19 protein-coding genes are annotated in these 19,119 nt (G+C 68.3%); 15 read left to right on the plus strand and 4 right to left on the minus strand.

What is annotated here, in order from left to right; genetic code table 11:
• Positions 1–7: 7 nt before the first annotated feature.
• The 9 genes from ACETK8_RS03080 to ACETK8_RS03120 all read left to right on the plus strand — a co-directional run bounded on the left by ACETK8_RS03080 (position 8) and on the right by ACETK8_RS03120 (position 8,764).
• Positions 8–892 (plus strand): glycosyltransferase family 2 protein, encoded by an 885-nt coding sequence (locus ACETK8_RS03080; RefSeq protein ID WP_374038057.1) that lies wholly within the window; start codon positions 8–10, stop codon positions 890–892.
• 49 nt (positions 893–941) lie between these two features.
• Positions 942–1,205, plus strand: coding sequence for a hypothetical protein (locus tag ACETK8_RS03085; RefSeq protein WP_374038058.1), 264 nt, complete (start codon positions 942–944; stop codon positions 1,203–1,205).
• A complete protein-coding gene (locus ACETK8_RS03090) occupies positions 1,189–1,614 on the plus strand; it encodes a PIN domain-containing protein (RefSeq protein WP_374038059.1) in 426 nt (141 codons plus the stop codon). Before ACETK8_RS03085 ends, ACETK8_RS03090 begins: the two co-directional genes overlap by 17 nt.
• A gap of 12 nt (positions 1,615–1,626) precedes the next feature.
• A complete protein-coding gene (gene sucD, locus ACETK8_RS03095; RefSeq protein WP_374038060.1) occupies positions 1,627–2,529 on the plus strand; it encodes a succinate--CoA ligase subunit alpha in 903 nt (300 codons plus the stop codon).
• 263 nt (positions 2,530–2,792) lie between these two features.
• Positions 2,793–5,798 carry a 2-oxoglutarate dehydrogenase E1 component gene (locus ACETK8_RS03100; protein WP_374038061.1) on the plus strand — a complete coding sequence of 1,002 codons (3,006 nt, stop codon included), beginning with the start codon at positions 2,793–2,795 and terminating at the stop codon, positions 5,796–5,798.
• An 81-nt stretch (positions 5,799–5,879) separates the two neighbouring features.
• Positions 5,880–7,427 (plus strand): 2-oxoglutarate dehydrogenase complex dihydrolipoyllysine-residue succinyltransferase, encoded by a 1,548-nt coding sequence (gene odhB / locus ACETK8_RS03105; protein WP_374038062.1) that lies wholly within the window; start codon positions 5,880–5,882, stop codon positions 7,425–7,427.
• An 85-nt stretch (positions 7,428–7,512) separates the two neighbouring features.
• Entirely contained in the window at positions 7,513–7,953 is a 441-nt protein-coding gene (locus ACETK8_RS03110; RefSeq protein ID WP_374038063.1) for a putative signal transducing protein, read from the plus strand.
• A gap of 77 nt (positions 7,954–8,030) precedes the next feature.
• A complete protein-coding gene (locus tag ACETK8_RS03115; protein WP_374038064.1) occupies positions 8,031–8,312 on the plus strand; it encodes an antitoxin in 282 nt (93 codons plus the stop codon).
• Positions 8,309–8,764 carry a PIN domain-containing protein gene (locus tag ACETK8_RS03120; protein WP_374038065.1) on the plus strand — a complete coding sequence of 152 codons (456 nt, stop codon included), beginning with the start codon at positions 8,309–8,311 and terminating at the stop codon, positions 8,762–8,764. The genes ACETK8_RS03115 and ACETK8_RS03120 overlap by 4 nt, the downstream gene beginning before the upstream one ends.
• On the opposite strand, the gene ACETK8_RS03125 is transcribed toward ACETK8_RS03120, so the two are convergent.
• Positions 8,754–9,935: a CaiB/BaiF CoA transferase family protein gene (locus ACETK8_RS03125; RefSeq protein WP_374038066.1), complete on the minus strand. Its 1,182-nt coding sequence runs from the start codon at positions 9,933–9,935 to the stop codon at positions 8,754–8,756. The genes ACETK8_RS03120 and ACETK8_RS03125 overlap by 11 nt on opposite strands.
• Position 9,936: 1 nt before the next feature.
• Entirely contained in the window at positions 9,937–10,203 is a 267-nt protein-coding gene (locus tag ACETK8_RS03130; protein ID WP_374038067.1) for a DUF6356 family protein, read from the minus strand.
• A 129-nt stretch (positions 10,204–10,332) separates the two neighbouring features.
• Between ACETK8_RS03130 and ACETK8_RS03135 the strand changes: the two genes are divergently transcribed.
• Positions 10,333–11,523: an acyl-CoA dehydrogenase gene (locus ACETK8_RS03135; protein ID WP_374038068.1), complete on the plus strand. Its 1,191-nt coding sequence runs from the start codon at positions 10,333–10,335 to the stop codon at positions 11,521–11,523.
• 289 nt (positions 11,524–11,812) lie between these two features.
• Entirely contained in the window at positions 11,813–12,805 is a 993-nt protein-coding gene (locus tag ACETK8_RS03140) for an NHL repeat-containing protein (protein WP_374038069.1), read from the plus strand.
• A gap of 17 nt (positions 12,806–12,822) precedes the next feature.
• On the opposite strand, the gene ACETK8_RS03145 is transcribed toward ACETK8_RS03140, so the two are convergent.
• Entirely contained in the window at positions 12,823–13,302 is a 480-nt protein-coding gene (locus ACETK8_RS03145) for an Lrp/AsnC family transcriptional regulator (RefSeq protein WP_374038070.1), read from the minus strand.
• A gap of 95 nt (positions 13,303–13,397) precedes the next feature.
• Here ACETK8_RS03145 and ACETK8_RS03150 point away from each other — a divergent pair, with 95 nt between their 5' ends.
• The gene (locus ACETK8_RS03150) at positions 13,398–14,366 is read left to right on the plus strand and encodes a DMT family transporter (RefSeq protein ID WP_374038071.1); all 969 of its coding nucleotides are present in this window, start codon (positions 13,398–13,400) and stop codon (positions 14,364–14,366) included.
• 6 nt (positions 14,367–14,372) lie between these two features.
• Here ACETK8_RS03150 and ACETK8_RS03155 read toward each other — a convergent pair whose 3' ends face one another.
• Positions 14,373–14,837 carry a nuclear transport factor 2 family protein gene (locus ACETK8_RS03155; RefSeq protein ID WP_374038072.1) on the minus strand — a complete coding sequence of 155 codons (465 nt, stop codon included), beginning with the start codon at positions 14,835–14,837 and terminating at the stop codon, positions 14,373–14,375.
• A gap of 171 nt (positions 14,838–15,008) precedes the next feature.
• Here ACETK8_RS03155 and ACETK8_RS03160 point away from each other — a divergent pair, with 171 nt between their 5' ends.
• The 3 genes from ACETK8_RS03160 to ACETK8_RS03170 are packed head-to-tail and all read left to right on the plus strand — an operon-like array spanning position 15,009 to position 18,692.
• Positions 15,009–15,818 (plus strand): response regulator transcription factor, encoded by an 810-nt coding sequence (locus ACETK8_RS03160; RefSeq protein ID WP_374038073.1) that lies wholly within the window; start codon positions 15,009–15,011, stop codon positions 15,816–15,818.
• Between the two features lie 34 nt (positions 15,819–15,852).
• Positions 15,853–17,316 carry a sensor histidine kinase gene (locus tag ACETK8_RS03165; protein WP_374038074.1) on the plus strand — a complete coding sequence of 488 codons (1,464 nt, stop codon included), beginning with the start codon at positions 15,853–15,855 and terminating at the stop codon, positions 17,314–17,316.
• A gap of 29 nt (positions 17,317–17,345) precedes the next feature.
• Positions 17,346–18,692: a trypsin-like peptidase domain-containing protein gene (locus tag ACETK8_RS03170; protein ID WP_374038075.1), complete on the plus strand. Its 1,347-nt coding sequence runs from the start codon at positions 17,346–17,348 to the stop codon at positions 18,690–18,692.
• Positions 18,693–19,119: the final 427 nt, after the last annotated feature.

Raw genomic sequence — 19,119 nt, forward strand, 5'->3', positions numbered from 1 at the left:
ATCGCGCTTGGCCACCTTCGAGGTCGTCGCCATGGCCCTGGCGCCGGAGCGGCATGTGGCCGCCTTCGTCGATCATTATCGGGCGAAGGGCGCGGGGCGCATTCGGGTCTATTTCGACGCCGCGGAGACGCCGGATGCGGCGGTGGTCGGCCTGGCCCACGGCGACCTCGTCGCCTGCGACGCCGCCTTCTGGGCCCCGCGCGGCGGGCGGCCAGGGGCGGTCGAGCACCGACAGCGGGTCGTGTACGCCGAGGCCTATTCCAGTCTCGAGGCCGACTGGCTTCTGGTGGTCGACGTCGACGAGTTCATGTTGGACGGCCCTGATGTCGGGGAGGTCCTGTCGGCGGCGCCGGAGACCCGCGAGGCCGTGATCTTTCCGACCGTCGAGGCCGTCTGGCGCGCGGGCGACGACCTGACCCGCGAGTACGGATCGGTCTGGGCGAGGAAGTCCTATCACGGCCCCTGTTCCGACCAGTTCGCCGCCCTGATCTATGGAGGGCGCGGCGCCTTCTTCGTCCACGGCCTGCTCGCGCACCACATGGGCAAGCATGCGGTGCGGCGCGGACGGCCCGACCTGATGGTCTGCATCCACGAATCCAAGCGCGACGGAAAACCCCTGAAGGCGGTTCGCGCGCGCGATCCGCGCACGGGCCGCACGGCCTGGCTGCTGCACCACGACGCCATCGGTCTGGACGCCTGGCGCGCCAAATGGGACCGGCGTCTGGCGAGCAAGGATGTCGTCGAGATGGGCCGTCGCCGCCGGCGCCAGCAGGCCGCCTATGCCGCCGCGCGCGCCGACGGCCGGGAGGCGGCCCTGTTCGCCGACCTTTACGCCCTGCGGCCCTGGCAGGCGGGGCTGCTGCGTCGGCTGGGCCTGCTGACGCCGATCTGAGCGGTCCGCACGGATTGTGTGCTCCACATAACCCGTGTAATCGGCAGGGGTGACCCGCAACCTCACCCTCGCCATCGACGACGACCTGCTCGACAAGGTGCGGGTGCTGGCCGCCATGAAGCGGACCACCGTGAACGAAGCGGTGCGGGGTTTCCTGACCCAGTGGGTTCAGCAGGAAACGTCCAAGGACGAGGCGCGCGAGGCGCTGCTCAAGCTGATCGACGAATCCGAGGGCCGGGGCGGCGAAGGCTGGCGCCCGCCGACGCGCGAAGAGACCTACAGCGGGGAACCTCGGTTTGATCGCGAATTCTGAGGTCTTCCTCGACACCGATGTGCTGCTCTACGCCGCGCTGGGCCGTGACCACGCCGGTCGTCGGTGGGACCGCGCGCGCGAGATCGTGCTGACCGAGGACTATTGCACCTCGGGCCAGGTTCTGGCCGAGTTCTACAACAACGCCACCCGCAAGAGCGAAACCCCCCTGTCGCCGGACAAGGCGCGCGAGTGGGTCCGCACCATCGCCCTCAAGCCGTGTCAGCCCGTGACGCCCGACGTCGTTCTGGCCGGCATCGACAACGCCCGCCGCTATCAGATCAGCTACTGGGACGGCGCGATCATCGCCGCCGCCGAGCGCCTGGGCGCAAAAGTTCTCTACTCCGAAGACCTCAGACACGGGCAGACCTACGGGTCGGTCCGGGTCGAAAACCCTTTCCTTCCCGCCTGACAGAGAGACCTGATGTCCATCCTCGTCGACAAGAACACCAAGATCATCGTGCAGGGCCTGACCGGCAAGACCGGCGGCTTCCACACCGAACAGGCCCTGGCCTATCACGGCACCCAGATGGTGGCCGGCGTCCACCCGTCGAAGGGCGGCGCCAACTGGACGGGCTCGCACGGCGAGACCCTGCCGATCTACGCCTCGGTCGCCGAAGCCAAGGACGCGACCGGCGCCGACGCCTCGGTCATCTACGTGCCGCCGTCGGGCGCCGCGGCCGCCATCATCGAGGCCATCGACGCCGAGATCCCCTTCATCACCTGCATCACCGAAGGCATCCCGGTGCTGGACATGGTCAAGGTGAAGGCTCGCCTGGACCGCTCCAACTCGCGCCTGCTGGGCCCGAACTGCCCGGGCGTCCTGACGCCGGACGAGTGCAAGATCGGCATCATGCCGGGCTCCATCTTCAAGAAGGGCAACGTCGGCATCGTGTCGCGTTCGGGCACCCTGACCTATGAGGCCGTCTTCCAGACGACCAACGAGGGCCTGGGCCAGACGACGGCCGTCGGCATCGGCGGCGACCCGGTCAAGGGCACCGAGTTCATCGACATGCTGGAGATGTTCCTGGCCGATGACGAAACCACCTCGATCATCATGATCGGCGAAATCGGCGGCGGCGCCGAGGAAGACGCCGCCCAGTTCCTGATCGACGAGGCCAAGAAGGGCCGTAAGAAGCCGATGGCCGGCTTCATCGCGGGCCGTACCGCTCCGAAGGGCCGCACCATGGGCCACGCCGGCGCCGTCGTCTCGGGCGGCAAGGGCGATGCGGAATCCAAGATCGCCGCCATGGAAGCGGCCGGCATCAAGATGTCGCCGTCGCCGGCCCGCCTCGGCAAGACGCTGGTCGAAGTGCTGAAGGGCTGATCCACACTCCGTGCACCCCAGCCTTCGCTGGGGTGCACGGATAGGAATTGGAGCGATCCGCGCATCGTTCGTGCGGCGATTTGACATGGAAGACGCCTCCGGCCCGCGCCGGGGGCGTTTTTCTTTGGGGATTCGACCAATTTCTTCGCTCTTCGCCCCTCTTCGGTCATGACCCATAAGGAAACAGCGCCTATATGATCCGCGCCGGCCTCACGCGGATGTGACCGCTCAGAAACCCGAGGCCGAAGCGGGACGACGATAAAATGGCGGACGATGCCGGTCGGCTGAACCAGGTCTTTGCCGAGACCAGCTTCCTCTACGGCTCCAATGCCGCCTTCATCGAAGGCCTTCACGACAAATGGGCGGCCGATCCGTCCAGCGTCTCGGCCGAATGGCGCGGCTTCTTCGACCAACTGCGGGACACCGCCGCGACCGTGCAGGCGTCCGCCGCCGCCGGATCCTGGGGCCGCTCGCAGGTCACCGAACCCTCGGAACAGACCGCCGTGTTCGACGGCCGCTGGCCCGCGCCCAAACCCGACCCGAAGGCCAAGGGCGCGCCTGCCGTCGCCGCCCCGGTCAGCGCCCCGGCCGCCGCCGGCACCTCGGCCGCTGACGTTCGCGCGGCCGCCCACGATTCCATCCGCGTCCTGATGCTGATCCGCAGCTATCGCGTGCGCGGTCACCTGCAGGCGACGCTCGATCCGCTGGGGATCGAGACGGCGACCAACAATCCCGAGCTGACGCCGGAGTTCTACGGCTTCACCGATGCCGATCTGGACCGGCCGATCTACCTCGACGGCGTGCTGGGTCTGGAGACGGGCACCATCCGCGAGGTGATGGCGATCCTGAAGCGCACCTACTGCGGCAATATCGGCATCCAGTTCATGCACATCGCCGAGCCGGAGGAGAAGTCCTGGCTCCAGCAGCGGTTCGAGGGCGCGGACGCCTTCGAGAAGAACGGCTTCACCAAGGAAGGCAAGATCGCCATCCTGAACAAGCTGATCGAGGCCGAGGGCTTCGAACGCTTCCTGCACAAGCGCTTCCCCGGCACCAAGCGGTTCGGCCTGGACGGGGGCGAGGCCATGGTTCCGGCCATGGAGCAGATCATCAAGCGCGGCGGCGCCCTGGGCGTCGACGAGATGGTGTTCGGCATGGCCCACCGCGGCCGCCTGAACATGCTCGCCGCCGTGATGGGCAAGCCGTACAAGACCATCTTCCACGAGTTCCAGGGCGGCTCGTCCGTGCCCAGCGACATCGAGGGGTCGGGCGACGTCAAGTACCATATGGGCGCCTCGTCGGACCGGAAGTTCGACGACAACTCCGTCCACCTGTCGCTGACCGCCAACCCGTCGCACCTGGAGATCGTCAACCCGGTCGTGCTGGGCAAGTCGCGCGCCAAACAGGCGTTCGACATCCGCGAGGCCAACAAGGGCCTGTCGGAAAGCCAGTGGGCGCTGGACCGCTCCAAGGTCATGCCCGTCCTGATCCACGGCGACGCCGCCTTCGCGGGCCAGGGCGTGGTCGCGGAGTGCTTCGCCCTGATGGGTCTGAAGGGCTACCGCACCGGCGGGACGATGCATTTCGTCATCAACAACCAGATCGGCTTCACGACCTCGCCGCGTAACTCGCGTTCGACGCCCTATCCGTCGGACGTCGCCCTGATGGTCCAGGCGCCGATCTTCCACGTGAACGGCGACGATCCCGAAGCGGTCGTCTTCGCCGCCAAGGTGGCCACGGAATACCGCCAGAAGTTCAAGAAGGACGTGGTGGTGGACATGTTCTGCTACCGCCGCTTCGGCCACAACGAAGGCGACGACCCGACCTTCACCCAGCCGATCATGTACGCCAAGATCCGCTCCCTGCCGTCGACGCGCGAGATCTACTCCAAGCGTCTGGTGGAAGAGGGCGTGATCACGCAAGGAGAGGTGGACGCCGAACTGGCGCGGTTCGAGGCCTTCCTCGACGCCGAGTTCGAGGCCGGCAAGACCTGGAAGGCGGACAAGGCCGACTGGCTCGACGGCCAGTGGAAGGGCAAGGCCCTGGCCGAGGGCGACGAACGTCGCGGCGAGACCGCCGTGGCCGAGGCCAAGCTGAAGGACTTCGGCCACCGCCTGACGACCATTCCGAACTCGGTGGACATCCACAAGACGCTGAAGCGCGTCTATGAGGCCCGCCGCGAGACGATCGACTCAGGCCAGAACATCGACTGGGCCACGGCGGAGAGCCTGGCCTTCGCCTCGCTGCTGGACGAGGGCTATCCGATCCGCCTGTCGGGTCAGGATTCGGTGCGCGGCACCTTCTCGCAGCGCCACTCGGGCATCGTCGATCAGACGACGGAAGAGCGCTACACCCCGCTGAACAACCTCGGCGGCGACACCGCCCACTACGAGGTGATCGACTCGGCCCTGTCGGAAGAGGCGGTGCTGGGCTTCGAGTACGGCTACGCCCTGGCCGATCCGAACACCATGGTGATGTGGGAAGCCCAGTTCGGCGACTTCGTGAACGGCGCCCAGGTGGTGATCGACCAGTTCATCTCGTCGGGCGAGCGCAAATGGCTGCGCATGTGCGGTCTGACCATGCTCCTGCCCCACGGCTACGAGGGTCAGGGTCCGGAACACTCCTCGGCCCGCCTGGAGCGGTTCCTGCAACAGTGCGCCGAGGACAATATGCAGGTCGCCAACTGCACGACGCCTGCAAACTACTTCCACATCCTGCGTCGCCAGATGCACCGGTCGTTCAGGAAGCCCCTGATCCTGATGACGCCGAAGAGCCTGCTGCGTCACAAGAAGGCGGTCTCGACCCTGAAGGACATGGCCGAGGGTTCGTCCTTCCACCGCGTCCTGCACGACGACGCCCAGACCCGTCCGGACGTCTCGGGCATCACGATCAAGGGCGACAAGGACATCCGCCGCGTGATCCTGTGCTCGGGCAAGGTCTATTACGACCTGCTGGACGCGCGCGAGAAGAAGGGCGTCAACGACGTCTACATCCTGCGTCTGGAACAGTTCTATCCGTGGCCGATCAAGTCGCTGTCGGCCGAACTGGCCCGCTTCCCCAACGCCGAACTGGTCTGGTGCCAGGAAGAGCCGAAGAACATGGGCGGCTGGACCTTCGTCGATCCGTGGATCGAGCTGACGCTGGAAAAGCTGTCGGTGAAGTCCAAGCGCGCCCGCTACGTCGGTCGCCCGGCCTCGGCCTCGACCGCCGCCGGCCTGATGAGCCGGCACCTCAAGGAACTGGAAGCCTTCACCACCGAGGCTTTCGCCTAAATCCCCGGCGACAGGCGGTCTCCCGTCTGTCGCCGTTCTCGCCTATATAACGCCACGCCTGACACCGACCGGAACCGACACATGGCCGACATCCTGACCCCCGCCCTTGGAGAATCCGTCTCCGAAGCCACGATCGCCAAGTGGTCCAAGAAGGTGGGCGACCCGGTCAAGAAGGACGAGGTCCTGGTCGAGCTGGAGACCGACAAGGTCTCGCTGGAAGTCGTGGCTCCGGTCGACGGCACCCTGGGCGACATCAAGTTCGGCGAAGGCGACACCGTGACGCCGGGCGCCATCCTGGGTTCGGTCACCGAAGGCGCCGCCGGCGCCAAGCCCGCCGCCGCTGCTCCGGCTCCGGCTCCGGCCGCGAAGGCTGAGGCCGCTCCGGCCGCCGCGCCTGCCGCTGCTTCGTCGGTCGAGATCAAGATCCCGGTCATGGGCGAGAGCGTCGCCGAGGGCGCGGTCGGCAAATGGTCCAAGAAGACCGGCGACGCGGTCAAGAAGGACGAGATCCTGGTCGAGATCGAGACCGACAAGGTCGCCCTGGAAATCGCCTCGCCCGCCGACGGCGTCCTGACCATCACGGTCGACGAAGGCGCGACGGTCACCCCCGGTCAGGTCATCGGCTCGGTCTCGGGTTCGGGCGCCGCCGCCGCTCCGGCCGCCGCCCCTGCCGCTCCGGCTCCGGCCGCTTCGGCCAACGCCGGTTCGGCCCAGATCGCGAACCAAGCTTCTGGGGCCACCCTGTCGCCCGCCGTCCAGCGCGTGGTCGCCGAGAACAATCTGGACCCGAAGGCCATCGCCGCCACGGGTCCGAAGGGCAACATCACCAAGGGTGATGCGCTCGCCGCCATCGGCGCCGCCGTGGCCCCGGCTGCCTCCGCCTCGACGCCGGCTCCGGTTCAGCCCGCCGCGGCTCCGCGGCCCGACCAGCCGCGCGAGGAGCGGGTGAAGATGACGCGCCTGCGTCAGACCATCGCCCGTCGCCTGAAGGAATCGCAGAACACGGCCGCCCAGCTGACCACCTTCAACGAGGTGGACATGACCAACGTCATGGCCCTGCGGAACCAGTACAAGGAGGCCTTCGAGAAGGCCCACGGCGTGAAGCTGGGCTTCATGTCCTTCTTCACCAAGGCCGTCGTCGCCGCCCTGAAGGAGATCCCGGCCGTCAACGCCGAGATCGACGGCACCGACATCATCTACAAGAACCACTACGACATCGGCGTCGCCGTCGGCACCGACAAGGGTCTGGTGGTTCCGGTCCTGCGTGACGCCGACGTGCTGTCGCTGGCCGGCATCGAGAAGGGCATCGGGGCGCTGGGCAAGGCCGCGCGCGACGGCGACCTGACGCTGGACCAGCTGCAGGGCGGCACCTTCACCATCACCAACGGCGGCACCTATGGGTCGCTGATGTCGACCCCGATCCTGAACGCGCCCCAGTCGGGCATCCTGGGCATGCACAACATCGTCCAGCGCCCGATGGCGGTGAACGGCCAGGTCGAGATCCGGCCGATGATGTACATCGCCCTGAGCTACGATCACCGCATCGTCGACGGCAAGGAAGCGGTGACCTTCCTGGTGCGCGTCAAGCAACTGCTGGAAGACCCGGCGCGGGCCCTGCTGGACCTGTAAGGTCGGCGATGGCGGAACCATTGAACGGCGGGGTCGGCGACGGCCCCGCCGTTTTCATTTGGGCCGCCCGTGCTAGCCTTCCGCCATGAGCCTGGTCGAGATCGCCCGCTTCCAAGATGTCTATGAGGCCGATCTGGCGGCGGCCTTTCTGGAATCCCACGGCATCCGCGTCTTCGTCACGGAACGGCACCAGACGACCATCGATCCCCTGATGCAGCGCGCCCTGGGCATCCGCATCATGGGCGCGGAGTCCAGTCTGGAAGAGGCCCGCGCACTCCTGTCCCGCGCCCAGGCCGGCGAGTTCGCGGAGCCGGACGGCGACGATATCGGCGGGACGCCCGCGACCACGCGCGCAGCGACGACCCTGATGGCCCTGGTCGCCTTCGCGACCGGGGGCTTCTGGGGAACCAGCCTGCCGCGTCGTCTGCGCGCGCCGTCCTGGCAGGGGATGTTGCTGTCCGCCCTGATCTTCTTCGCGGCCTTCGTCGTCCTGATCGTGCGGAAACTGATCCTCGACCCGCCGTAGGGCGACCCGAAGCGTGGTCGATTGAAAATCGACCCGGAAAAATGTATCTACAATCCGTAGATACGAAAGCCTGCCTCATGGCCGTCTCACGCAAACCTCCCGGAATCGCCGAAACCGCCCGTCTGTTCGCCCACGGCGGCAGCCAGGCCGTGCGCCTGCCCAAGGCCTTCCGGTTCGAGGGGCAGGAGGTGTCCATTCGCCGCGAGGGTGACGCCGTCATCCTGGAGCCCGTCCGCAAACGGGCGACGACCCAGGCAGATCTGGACGCCATGTGGGCGCGGATCGATGCGCTAGACGATCCGAACGATCCGTTCCCCGATCCGCCGCGCCAATCCATCGATCCGATCATCCGCTGGTGATCCTCTCGCTCGACACCAGCATCTGGATCGACCTGCATCGTCGCCGGAATGCCGATGTGCTGGCGCGCTTTTCGGAAGCGACCTTGTCCTCGATCCCGATGGTCGTCTCGGTGATGGTATTGCACGAGTTGGAGACGGGGCTGGCCGCCGCGGGCTCGTCGGAGCGTCGGCGAATGCAGTTGGACGCCTTGCTGGCGCAGTGTTCGCCCATCGACTTCTCGGCGGACGACAGCCGGACTTCCGGTGAGCTCAGGGCTCGGTTGCGAGACGTTGGCACGCCGATCGGCGAGATCGACACCCTGATCGCCGGTCAGGCGCTCGCCCGAGGCTGGACGGTGGTGACCCGCAACGTCCGGCACTTCGGTCGTGTGCCGGGGCTAAGCCTGATCGACTGGTCGGTGGGCCCAAACCCTCTGGCCGCCCATGAGATCGCGGCCCGGATCAGCGGTTGAGCGATCCCAGAACCTCGTCCGTATCCGCGCCCAGCACCGGCGGGGCGCGGTCGTAGCGGACGGGGGTTTCGGACAGACGGATGGGGGAGGCGACGGTCTTCGTCGGCCTGGACAGGTCGTCGCGGGGAAGGTCGATCTCCAGCCCGCGATGCTTCGCCTGGGGCTCCTCGAAGACCTGGTCGATGGTGTTGACGGGGCCGCAGGGGACGCCCGCCGCCTCCAGCCGGGCGAACAGCTCGGTCATGGTCAGGTCGCGGGTCAGGGCCGAGATGGCGGCGACCAGTTCGGCCCGGCGCCCGATCCGGCCGGCGTTGGCGGCGTAGCGGGGATCGGTCGCCAGGGTCTCGGCGCCGAGGACGCCGCACAAGGCGCGATACTGGCCGTCGTTGCCGACCGCGATCACCACCATCCCGTCCGAGGTCGGGAAGGGCTGGTACGGCACGAGGTTCGGGTGGGCGTTGCCCATTCGCGTCGGGGCCTTGCCGGAGACGAACCAGTTGGTCGCCTGATTGGCCAGCATGGCGGCCTGGACGTCGAACAGGGCGATGTCGACATGCTGACCCTGTCCGGTCGCGCGGGCATGCAGGAGGGCCGCGAGGATGGCGTTCGACGCATAGAGGCCGGTGGCCAGATCGACGAAAGCGACCCCGACCTTCATGGGCTCCGCGCCCGGCGCCCCGTCCGGCTGACCGGTCACGCTCATCAGACCGCCCATGGCCTGGATCATGTAGTCGTAGCCCGCCTGACCGGCGCGGGGCCCAGTCTGGCCGAAGCCGGTGATGGAGCAGTAGACCAGCTTCGGATTGATGGCGGCGAGACTGGCGTAGTCCAAGCCGTACTTCTTCAGGCCCCCGACCTTGAAGTTCTCGACCAGGACGTCGGAGGTCTCGGCCAGTTTGCGGATGGTCGCGGCGCCCTCTTCGGAGGCGATATCCAGGGCGACCGACTTCTTGCCCCGGTTGGCGCAGAGGAAATAGGCGCTGTCGCCGCGCGAGCCGTCGGTCTTCGTCGTGAAAGGCGGCCCCCAGGCCCGGGTGTCGTCGCCGACGCCGGGCCGTTCGATCTTGATCACCTCGGCGCCCAGATCGGCCAGGGTCTGGGTCGCCCAGGGGCCGGCCAGAACGCGGGACAGATCGAGGACGCGAACCCCCGCCAGAGCCTGTGCGGTCATGCTAGAGGCCGGGGTCGAAGGCGCCGGCGTCCTTCATGCGGGCCTCGCGGGCGATCTCGGCGCGATAGCCCATGTCGTCGGCCATCCGCTTGATGCTGGTGGAGACGGTGGTCTTGTGCGCCCCCGGCATGACCGCGTGGATGAAGGCGCAAGCCGACAGCCTGGCCAGCTTCCAGCCCATGCGGGTCGCCACCCCGGCGTGCTCGACATAGGTTTCGCCCACCTCTTTCGGGTGATCGACGAACAGACGTTTGAAGGCGCGGATCATCCGGTCAGCCTAGCTTGAGACGGGCCCGGTCTCTACCCGTCCCGCGCATTCTGGCCTAAACGGTCGCATCGAACAGGGCCGGCGTGTCAAACCCGCGTGAGAAGCCCGCGAGCAGATCGAGGAAGTCCCATGGCCGACGGCGCCGCACCCGTGACCCAGACCTTCAAGTGGGACGACCCGTTCGACATGGAGGGCCGGCTGACGGAGGACGAGCGCGCCATCCGCGACGCCGCCCGGTCCTATGCGCGCGAGAAACTGCTGCCCCGCGTCGTCGCCGCCTTCCGCGACGAGACCTTCGACCGCGCCATCATGACCGAGATGGGCGAGATGGGCTTTCTGGGGGCCACCCTGCCGGAACAGTACGGCGGTTCGGGCGTCAGCCATGTCGCCTATGGCCTGATCGCGCGCGAGATCGAGGCGGTCGACAGCGGCTATCGCAGCGCCATGTCGGTGCAGTCGTCCCTGGCCATGTATCCGATCTACGCCTTCGGCTCGGAGGAGCAGAAGATGAAGTTCCTGCCCCGGATGGCGGCGGGCGAACTGGTCGGCTGTTTCGGCCTGACCGAGGCGGACGGCGGGTCGGACCCGGCCTCGATGAAGACCAACGCCGTGGCCGTGGATGGCGGCTATCGGCTGAACGGCGGCAAATACTGGATCACCAACTCGCCGATCAGCGACCTGGCCGTGGTCTGGGCGAAGCTGGACGGCGTGATCCGGGGCTTCATCGTCGAGCGCGGGATGGAGGGCTTCACCACCGGCAAGATCGGCGACAAGCTTTCGCTGCGTGCGTCGATCACGGGCGACATCGGGCTGAACGACGTCTTCGTGCCCGAGGCCAACATCCTGCCCGGCGTGAAGGGTCTGCGCGGGCCGTTCTCCTGCCTGAACAAGGCCCGCTACGGCATCAGCTGGGGGGCCATGGGCGCCGCCGAGTTCTGCCTGCATGCGACGCGGGACTATGTCGGTGAGCGGATGTTGTTCGGTCGTCCGCTGTCCAGCCGCCAGCTGGTGCAGAAGAAACTGGCCGACATGCAGACCGAGATCTTCCTGGGTCTGGAGGGCGCCTATGCGCTCGGCCGTCTGCTCGACACCGGCGCCTGGGTGCCCGAGGCCATCAGCCTGATGAAGCGCAACAACTGCGGCAAGGCCCTGGCCATCGCGCGGGAGGCCCGCGACATGCACGGCGGGGCGGGCATCACCGGCGAGCTGCATGTCATGCGCCACGCCATGAACCTGGAGACGGTCAACACCTACGAAGGGGCGCACGACGTGCATGCGCTGATCCTGGGCCGGGCCATCACGGGCGAAAGCGCTTTCTAGAAGGGCGCTACCGCTCGACGCGCCCCCCGGTCCAATCTTCGATTGGCCTGAGGACAGGCTCTGTCTCGCTACTTGAGCGCGGTCCAGGGATACCCCCTGAACGACGAAAGCCGGCCGCGCATGGGTGCATGACCGGCTCCCGTCATTCCTTCACACATACGACCTGACGCAGGGTGTGAACCACCTCGATCAGGTCGGAAGACGGAAGATTGACGAGGTCGCGGGGCCCGCTTAATTCGGCGTATTGCGGCCGATCCGTGTTCGGCCAGGTTTTTGCGGGGGCAAGCCAATGCGACACCGGATGCGAGCACTGGCGATCGGTGCCGCTCTGTCTCTGGGCGTCGCCCAGCCCGCATTGGCCCAGCAACCGGCCTGCGGCAGTTTTCCGCTGAACGTCACCCAGTATCTCGCGAACCAGGTCTCTCGCGTCGACGCGACAGGCGCGGTCACCCCTTATTTCTCGACGGGCGGCATCGATCTCGGCGGTATCGCCATGAGCGCCACCGGAGACGCCTATGTCGTTGAAAGCAGCAACCCGGGGCGCGTCACCGTCAACGGAGCGTCCTTCGCTACTGCGGGCAATTCGTTGGAGGGGGCCGCCTTCGACGGCGCGGGAAATCTGCTCGTCACTTCCTTCCGAACAAACAGCGTCATCAGCGTCGCACCGAACGGGACGTCCACCACCGTCATCAACTCGGGTTTGAACGGCGTGACGGGGATCGCCCTGGATGCGGCGGGGAACATCTATGTCGCCAGCTTTACCGCCGGGGAGGTGAGGGCCTACCAACCGAACGGCGCCCTGCTGACGACATGGGGGACGAACGGCGTCGTCGGCGGCCTGCAGTTCCCGGCAGGACTGGCGTTCGATACCGACGGCGCCCTGTTCGTGACGGAGTTGAACCAGGCGCGGGTATACCGCATCGCTCCCGGCGGGGGCTCCCGGTCGCTGTATCTGACCACCCAGATCGATGCTGCCGGCCTGGCGTTCGACCGCGCGGGAAACCTGTACGTCACAGGTCGCACGCTCGGCCGGATTTACAAGGTGGACAGGGCCGTGTTCACCCCCGGAGGCAATCTGACCTCTGCGGGCGTGTCCACCTTCGCCGACGTGCCTAGAGCCTCCAGCATCGCCTTCTCGAGCCTGTGCACAGGTCCGGCGCGCGGTCCGGCGCGCGGCCCCGATCCCGTTCCGACCCTGTCCGAATGGGCGATGATCCTGCTCGGGCTGTTGCTGGCCGGAGGGGCGGCGCTCCACATCGAACGTCGCCGGACCACCGTTTGAAGCCTTGAACGACGGCGTCAGAAAGCCAGGGCGCCGCCCGTCTTCACCCGGTCGAGCGCGACCAGGGTGCGGAAGCGGTTGACGCGGGGATTGTCCTCGAACAGCCGCCGGGCCAGGGCCTGATAGGCGGTCATGTCGGTCGTCACGACGATCAGGAAGAAGCTGATCCCGCCCGTCGAATAGTAGCATTGCTGCACCGCCGGTTCGGCGCGGAACAGGGCCTTCGCCTCGCGGATGCTCTCGGTGCGCTCGTCCTCCAGATGCACCTCGACGATGGCGGTGATGCCCAGGCCCACCGCCTCGGGATCGATCACGGCGGTGTTGCCCGAGATGACGCCGGAAGCCTCCAGCGCCGCGATGCGTCGCTGGACCGCCGCGGCCGAGAGGTGGACGGCCTCGGCGATGGTCCGCTGGGGCGTGCGGGCGTCCGTCTGAAGGAGGCGCAGGATCGCCAGGTCGAAGGCGTCGAGCGATCGGGGCGATGCGGGCCGGGTCATCGGGCGGGTCTTTGTTGCGTCCAGGCGGGGCAAGCAGAGGAAACGCCCCGGTAAACCGCTGCTATAGCCCGCTGGTCCTCGAGCGGGTGAGAGAAATGACCACCGAAGCCCTCCGGCGATCCGGAAACGACATGACGGCCGGCATCCTGTGCGGGGTCGGGGCCGGCGCCCTGTGGGGGCTGGTCTTTCTGGCGCCGGCGCTGGTGTCCAGTTTCAATCCTCTGCAGCTGACGGTCGGCCGCTATCTCGCCTACGGCCTGATCGCCCTGGCCTTGATCATGCCGCGCTGGCGGACGCTCGCCCCCCGGATCGGACGCAGGGACTGGCTGATGCTGGGCGGTTTGGCCCTGACCGGAAACACCCTCTACTACATCCTCCTGTCCACGGCGGTTCAGACCGGCGGCATCGCGATGACGTCACTGGTGATCGGCTTTCTGCCGGTGGCGGTGACGATCATCGGCAGTCGCGACCAGGGCGCCGTCCCGCTGCGCCGCCTCTATCCCTCCCTGTTCTTCTGCATCGCCGGCGCCGTCTGCATCGGCTGGCAGGCCCTGGCTGCCCCGGCCGATCTGCCTCTGACGACCCGGCTGATCGGGTTCGGCAGCGCGGTCGGCGCCCTGATCTCCTGGACCGGGTTCGCGGTGGTCAATGCGCGCGCCCTGAAGCGGCTGGACGGGGTGACCAGCCAGGACTGGAACCTGTTGACCGGGGTCGTGACGGGCGCCCAGAGCCTGGTCCTCGCGCCCTTCGCCTTCCTGATGGTTCGGACCGTTCAGCCGTCCGCCGAATGGGTGAAGTTCCTCGCCGTCTCGATGGCGGTCGCCGTGTTCGCCTCCATCGTCGGCAACGGACTTTGGAACCGGATGAGCCGGCTCCTGCCCCTGACCATGGTGGGACAGATGATCCTGTTCGAGACCCTGTTCGCCCTGATCTACGGCTTCGTCTGGGAGGCGCGCTGGCCCACAACGATGGAGGCCCTGGCCTTCGTCCTGGTGGTGCTGGGCGTCGTCACCTGCATCCGGGTGCATCGCGGCAAGGGCGCGGAGGCGGGTGCTCCGGTCTGAGGACGTCTACGCGCACCCGTCCTTGCGCTGGTTCCAGGTGAGGTTGGCGATCTTCCAGACGCCGTCGCGGCGGACCAGGTCGAAATGGTTCGAGCCGCAGTGGCTGATCGCGCCGTCGATGCGGAAGACGTAGCGGCCCCAGACCATGGCCACGTCGCCGTCGATGGCGATGATCGGGTCGGGCATGACCTCCTCCAGCGGCGGGGCGGCGGGGGTCAGGTTGCCGGCGAAGTCGGCGGCGCTCATCCGGGTGACGGCGGGCAGACCGTGGCGGTTGGTGGTGGCGGCGGTCAGCCGCGCGTCGTCGTCGAAATGCGGGGTCGCCAGGGCGCCGTCGCGGGCGGCGATGGCGGCGAAGACGGCGTCGACCGGGACCATCACGGCCTGGGCCTCGGCCGAGGCCGGGTCGGCGGGGGTCGTGGTCAGGGCGGCGGTCTGGAGCGCGGCGGCGAACAGCAGGGACAGGGACATGGCGATCTCCTCTATGCGGCGGACGCTATCACGGCCGGCCGCCCCCGCAACCGAACGTCGTCAGGAAGGATCAGCGGCGCCTTTTCCGCGAAGCCTTATGGATCGAGGCGCCGGGCGGATTGCCTCGGCGCCCGCGCGGACTAAGCTGGCGGGCAGCGGGGACCGACGCGCATGAGCACCATCGACATGGAACAGGCTGTAGCCGATCCCTTCGCCGCCCTGGCCGAGGTCTTCGCCGGCCGTCGCGCCCTGGTGCTGGAGGACGATCCGGCCCTGGCGGAACATGTGTCGGACCGTCTGTTGCGCGCCGGGTTCGAGGCGGTGGACTGCGTCGATGCGGGCGAACAGGCGCTGAGCGCCGGGGCGAGCCACGCCTATGACGTCCTGATCCTGGATCGGCTGACCAAGGGGCTGGACGGGCTGGAGACGCTGAAGCGTCTGCGGACCTCGGCTGGGCCGTCGTCGGACGCGCCGGCCCTGATGCTGACCGCCCTGACCGGGGAGCGGCAGCGGGTCGAGGGCCTGATGGGCGGGGCGGACGACTATCTGTCCAAGCCCGTCGGGGACGAGGAGCTTCTGGCGCGGGTGGCGGCCCAGCTGCGGCGCGTGGCCCGTCGCGCCAAGCCGGCCAACGCCGACCTGACCAACGGGCCGTTCCGTCTGTCGCCGGGGGCGCGGACGCTGAAGTTGTTGGTCGACGGGACCGAGCGGCTGATCGACCTGTCGCCGCTGGAGTTCGCCATCGTGTCGGAACTGATGACCGCGCGCGGCCAGCCGGTGACCAAGACCATGCTGTGGGACCGATGCTGGGTGGAGTGGACCTTCCTGCCGGACAATTTCGTCAACATCATCGACGCCCGCATCTCGGCCCTGCGTCGCCGCCTGAAGGACCAGGCGCTGGAGCTGGGCGAGGACCTGCATCCCCTGATCGTCTCGGCGCGAAGCCAGAGCCTGATCTTCAGGGATCTGGACGCAGCATGACCAGCAGAAGTGTCCGCGGTCCTGCGCCCGGGTCATGCGTGAGAGAAGCGTGATTTTCCAGAGGCTCGGCGCGATCTGGAGAAACGTCCGACCCGAAGGCCTGACGGCCTGGATGGCGCGGCGGACCCTGACCCAGCTCGCCTCGGGCCTGGCCGTCATGGCCGCCCTGGCCCTGACCGGGTCGCTGATGGTCACGGGGCAGGCCGCGCGGCTGGACCAGCGGCAGCAGGCGGCGCTCTTGGCCCTCGCCGACTTCGGGGCCATGGCGTCCAAGTTGCCGGCCGACACCTCCATGGACGCCTCGGCCATGACCGAGGGGGACGCCGCCTATATGTCGGCCTTCCTCAGCGCCTTTCAGGACGGGCCGACGCGGAACGTCACGACGCTGGAACAGACCTGCCGCACGGGTCAGGGCGGGGCGGGAGTGCGGTTCATCCGCGCGCCGGTCGGCAAGCCCGCCGGGCTTCTGGCGCTGGAGACGGCGCGGGCCGAGCGGCTGACGCGTCTGGGCGACGGGGTCTTCCTGATCAGGCTGGAGCCCGGCCAGCTGTGTCCCACGCGCGGGTTCGAGGTGATCGTGGTCAAGCGGCCGATCGGCTCCCTGTCGCTGATCGTCGGGCGGGTGGTCGATCCGTCGGGCGTGGCCTGGCGCTGGGCCGTCCTGGCGGTGGCCATGACCGGCGCCCTGATCCTGGTGTCCGGCCTGACGGCGGCCCTGTTCGCGCGCCAGCGCCTGACAAGCGCCATCGGCGAGGTCAGCCAGGTGCTGGACCGGGCGGCGCTGGGCGACTTCTCGCGCCGGGCGCCCGACGTGGCCGTGTCGCCGGAGCTGACCCAGCTGTCGACCCAGGTGAACCGGACGCTGGACCGGCTGGAGGAGCTGCTGAGCTGGCTGAGGGATTCGGCCGACCAGCTGGCCCACGACTTCCGCACGCCTCTGGCCCGCGCCTCGGCCCGTCTGGACAAGCTGATGGAGGCCGAGGATCCGATCGAACGGATGCGGCTGGGCGAGGCGGTGGGGCGCGACATCGCCGAGATCACCCGGGCGATGAACGAGGCCATGGCGCTCCGCGACGGCGAGGCCTGGACCTTCGAGAGCGTGCGGCTGGACGTGCTGGCCGAGGCGGCGGTGGAACTCTATCAGCCCATCGCCGACGCCCGGAACATAAGGATCGTCGCCGAGGGGGAGCCGGTTTCCGTGCTGGGCGTTCGATCCCTGTTGCAACGGGCGGTGGCCAATCTGGTGGACAATGCGGTGAAGTTTTCGCCCGACGGCGGGGTGGTGGCCCTGCGCGCCTGGGAGGCGGAGGAGGGGCCGGCCCTGTCCATCTCCGACCAGGGACCGGGCATGTCCGGCGCCGCCTCCAGCCCCCGCGCCAAGGACAGCCACGGCATGGGCCTGACCTTCGTCCGCGCCATCCTGCGTCGCCACGGCGGGCGGATGACGATTGATGACGCCCGTCCGGGAGCCATCGTCACGGCGCGGTTCACACGCTAGGCTTGGACCACATTTCAGGGAAACATCCGATGACGCGCACTCGCCTTCTGACCGGTTCGGCCCTCGCCATCGCCCTTCTGGGCGCCGTGGCCGGAGCCGCCCAGGCCCAGACCGCGCCGAACTTCCCCCTGCCCTATGACGCGCGTCGCGGGGTGTTCAGCTTCGCCACCGGGCTGGAGCGGTCCCTGCCCGCCGTGGTTCAGGTCACGACCCTGGGCGTCTCGGCCGGTCCGACCACGGGCCAGACGGAGCCGACCCCGGTCTCCAGCGGCTCGGGCGTCATCCTCGACGCGGCCAACGGCATCATCGTCACCAACCACCACGTCATCGAGGACGGCCAGAAATACCGCGTCGACATGACGGACGGCCGGCTGGTCGACGCCACCCTGATCGGGTCGGACAAGGCGACCGACATCGCCGTCTTGCAGATCAACGCCACCGGCCTGTCTCAGGTGGAGACGGTGGATTCCGACACGCTTCGCACCGGCGACCTGGCCTTCGCGGTCGGCTATCCGCTGGGCCTGGACCAGACCCTGACCATGGGGGTCATCTCGGGCCTGGGCCGGTCGGGAATGGGCGACGCGGTCGAGGACTATATCCAGACCGACGCGGCGGTGAACTCGGGCAACTCCGGCGGGCCCCTGCTGGACAGCCGGGGCCGTCTGATCGGCATCAACACCTCCATCCTGTCGGGCAGTTTCGGCGGCGGCAACGACGGCATCGCCTTCGCCGTGCCCACCCGCATCCTGCTGTTCGTGGTCGAGCAGCTGCGCGCCCACGGCGAGGTGACGCGCGGCCGGATCGGCGCGACCCTGGGCTCGCTGAACGCCGAGCGGGCCGTCGAGGCGGGGCTCAGCTTCGTGCGCGGCGCCATCGTGGAGGACGTCCTGCCGGGCTCTCCGGCCGAGCGCGCGGGCCTGCGTCGCGGCGACATCATCACCCGCATCCAGAACCGCCCGGTGGCCAATGCCGGATCGGTCCAGGCCACGGTCGGCATCGCCCCTCCGGGCACGCCGATCACCCTGGTCTATCTGCGGAACGGGCACGAGGCGACGGCGCGGCTGAACGTCGAGGTCCTGCCGACCGGCGCGGTCCAGGTGGGGGCCACCTCGGTCCAGGCCTACGGCGCCAACTTCCGCGACGTGAAGCCGTCCGACGGCGTCAGCGCGTCCGGCGCCCTGGTCGTGGCGGTCGAGGGCGGATCCCCGGCGGCCCAGCAGGACCTGCGGGCCGGCGATCTGGTCACGGCGGTGAACGGGACGACGGTCGGCGGCTTCGCCGATCTCGGCCGATCGCTCGGCACGGGCGGCGGCGCCACCCTGACGATCCAGCGCGACGGCGAACCGGTCGAGATCGTCATTCCGGCGGCGGACTGAGGTTCACCTTCTGACGTTATCCTTGGACCTGATCCGAGGACCCAGCCTCCGGGTCGCCGTGCACAGCGATGGCCGTGACCGATGACGGCGCGGCTGGGTCCTCGGGTTCGCTACGCGCCCCGAGGATGACGGAGATATGGGAAAACCGCGCTCAAGCAGCGAGACGCCGCGCGTCGAGCGGTAGCGCCCTAACAACAATCCCGCGCTCAAGCAGCGAGCGACCGCGTCGCGAGCGATAGCGCCCAACAAGGAAAGCTATGTGGCGCTGCGCGCCACATAGCAAAACCCCCGCCGTGCCGGAGGGGGGAGGGGGCAGGGCGGGGGTCTCGCTTTGGAGGAAGCGTCGGCCTGGCGAAGCCTAGTACGGCAACATCCAGGGGGGCTGGGGGGGCTGTTCAGGATCCGGGACGCTTCCGAACTCCGTCAG

Origin of the sequence: Brevundimonas staleyi, from assembly GCF_041893865.1 — a bacterium.
Classification (GTDB): Bacteria; Pseudomonadota; Alphaproteobacteria; order Caulobacterales; family Caulobacteraceae; genus Brevundimonas; species Brevundimonas staleyi.

Bases quoted from the DNA above. Each gene is read 5' to 3' on its own strand.
- ACETK8_RS03150 (WP_374038071.1), top strand. From the start codon at position 13,398: ATGACCACCGAAGCCCTCCGGCGATCCGGAAACGACATGACGGCCGGC.
- ACETK8_RS03145 (WP_374038070.1), bottom strand. From the start codon at position 13,302: ATGACCCGGCCCGCATCGCCCCGATCGCTCGACGCCTTCGACCTGGCG.
- ACETK8_RS03135 (WP_374038068.1), top strand. From the start codon at position 10,333: ATGGCCGACGGCGCCGCACCCGTGACCCAGACCTTCAAGTGGGACGAC.
- ACETK8_RS03130 (WP_374038067.1), bottom strand. From the start codon at position 10,203: ATGATCCGCGCCTTCAAACGTCTGTTCGTCGATCACCCGAAAGAGGTG.
- odhB (WP_374038062.1), top strand. From the start codon at position 5,880: ATGGCCGACATCCTGACCCCCGCCCTTGGAGAATCCGTCTCCGAAGCC.
- ACETK8_RS03140 (WP_374038069.1), top strand. From the start codon at position 11,813: ATGCGACACCGGATGCGAGCACTGGCGATCGGTGCCGCTCTGTCTCTG.
- ACETK8_RS03165 (WP_374038074.1), top strand. From the start codon at position 15,853: ATGCGTGAGAGAAGCGTGATTTTCCAGAGGCTCGGCGCGATCTGGAGA.
- ACETK8_RS03170 (WP_374038075.1), top strand. From the start codon at position 17,346: ATGACGCGCACTCGCCTTCTGACCGGTTCGGCCCTCGCCATCGCCCTT.
- ACETK8_RS03160 (WP_374038073.1), top strand. From the start codon at position 15,009: ATGAGCACCATCGACATGGAACAGGCTGTAGCCGATCCCTTCGCCGCC.
- ACETK8_RS03100 (WP_374038061.1), top strand. From the start codon at position 2,793: ATGGCGGACGATGCCGGTCGGCTGAACCAGGTCTTTGCCGAGACCAGC.
- ACETK8_RS03115 (WP_374038064.1), top strand. From the start codon at position 8,031: ATGGCCGTCTCACGCAAACCTCCCGGAATCGCCGAAACCGCCCGTCTG.
- sucD (WP_374038060.1), top strand. From the start codon at position 1,627: ATGTCCATCCTCGTCGACAAGAACACCAAGATCATCGTGCAGGGCCTG.
- ACETK8_RS03125 (WP_374038066.1), bottom strand. From the start codon at position 9,935: ATGACCGCACAGGCTCTGGCGGGGGTTCGCGTCCTCGATCTGTCCCGC.
- ACETK8_RS03155 (WP_374038072.1), bottom strand. From the start codon at position 14,837: ATGTCCCTGTCCCTGCTGTTCGCCGCCGCGCTCCAGACCGCCGCCCTG.
- ACETK8_RS03110 (WP_374038063.1), top strand. From the start codon at position 7,513: ATGAGCCTGGTCGAGATCGCCCGCTTCCAAGATGTCTATGAGGCCGAT.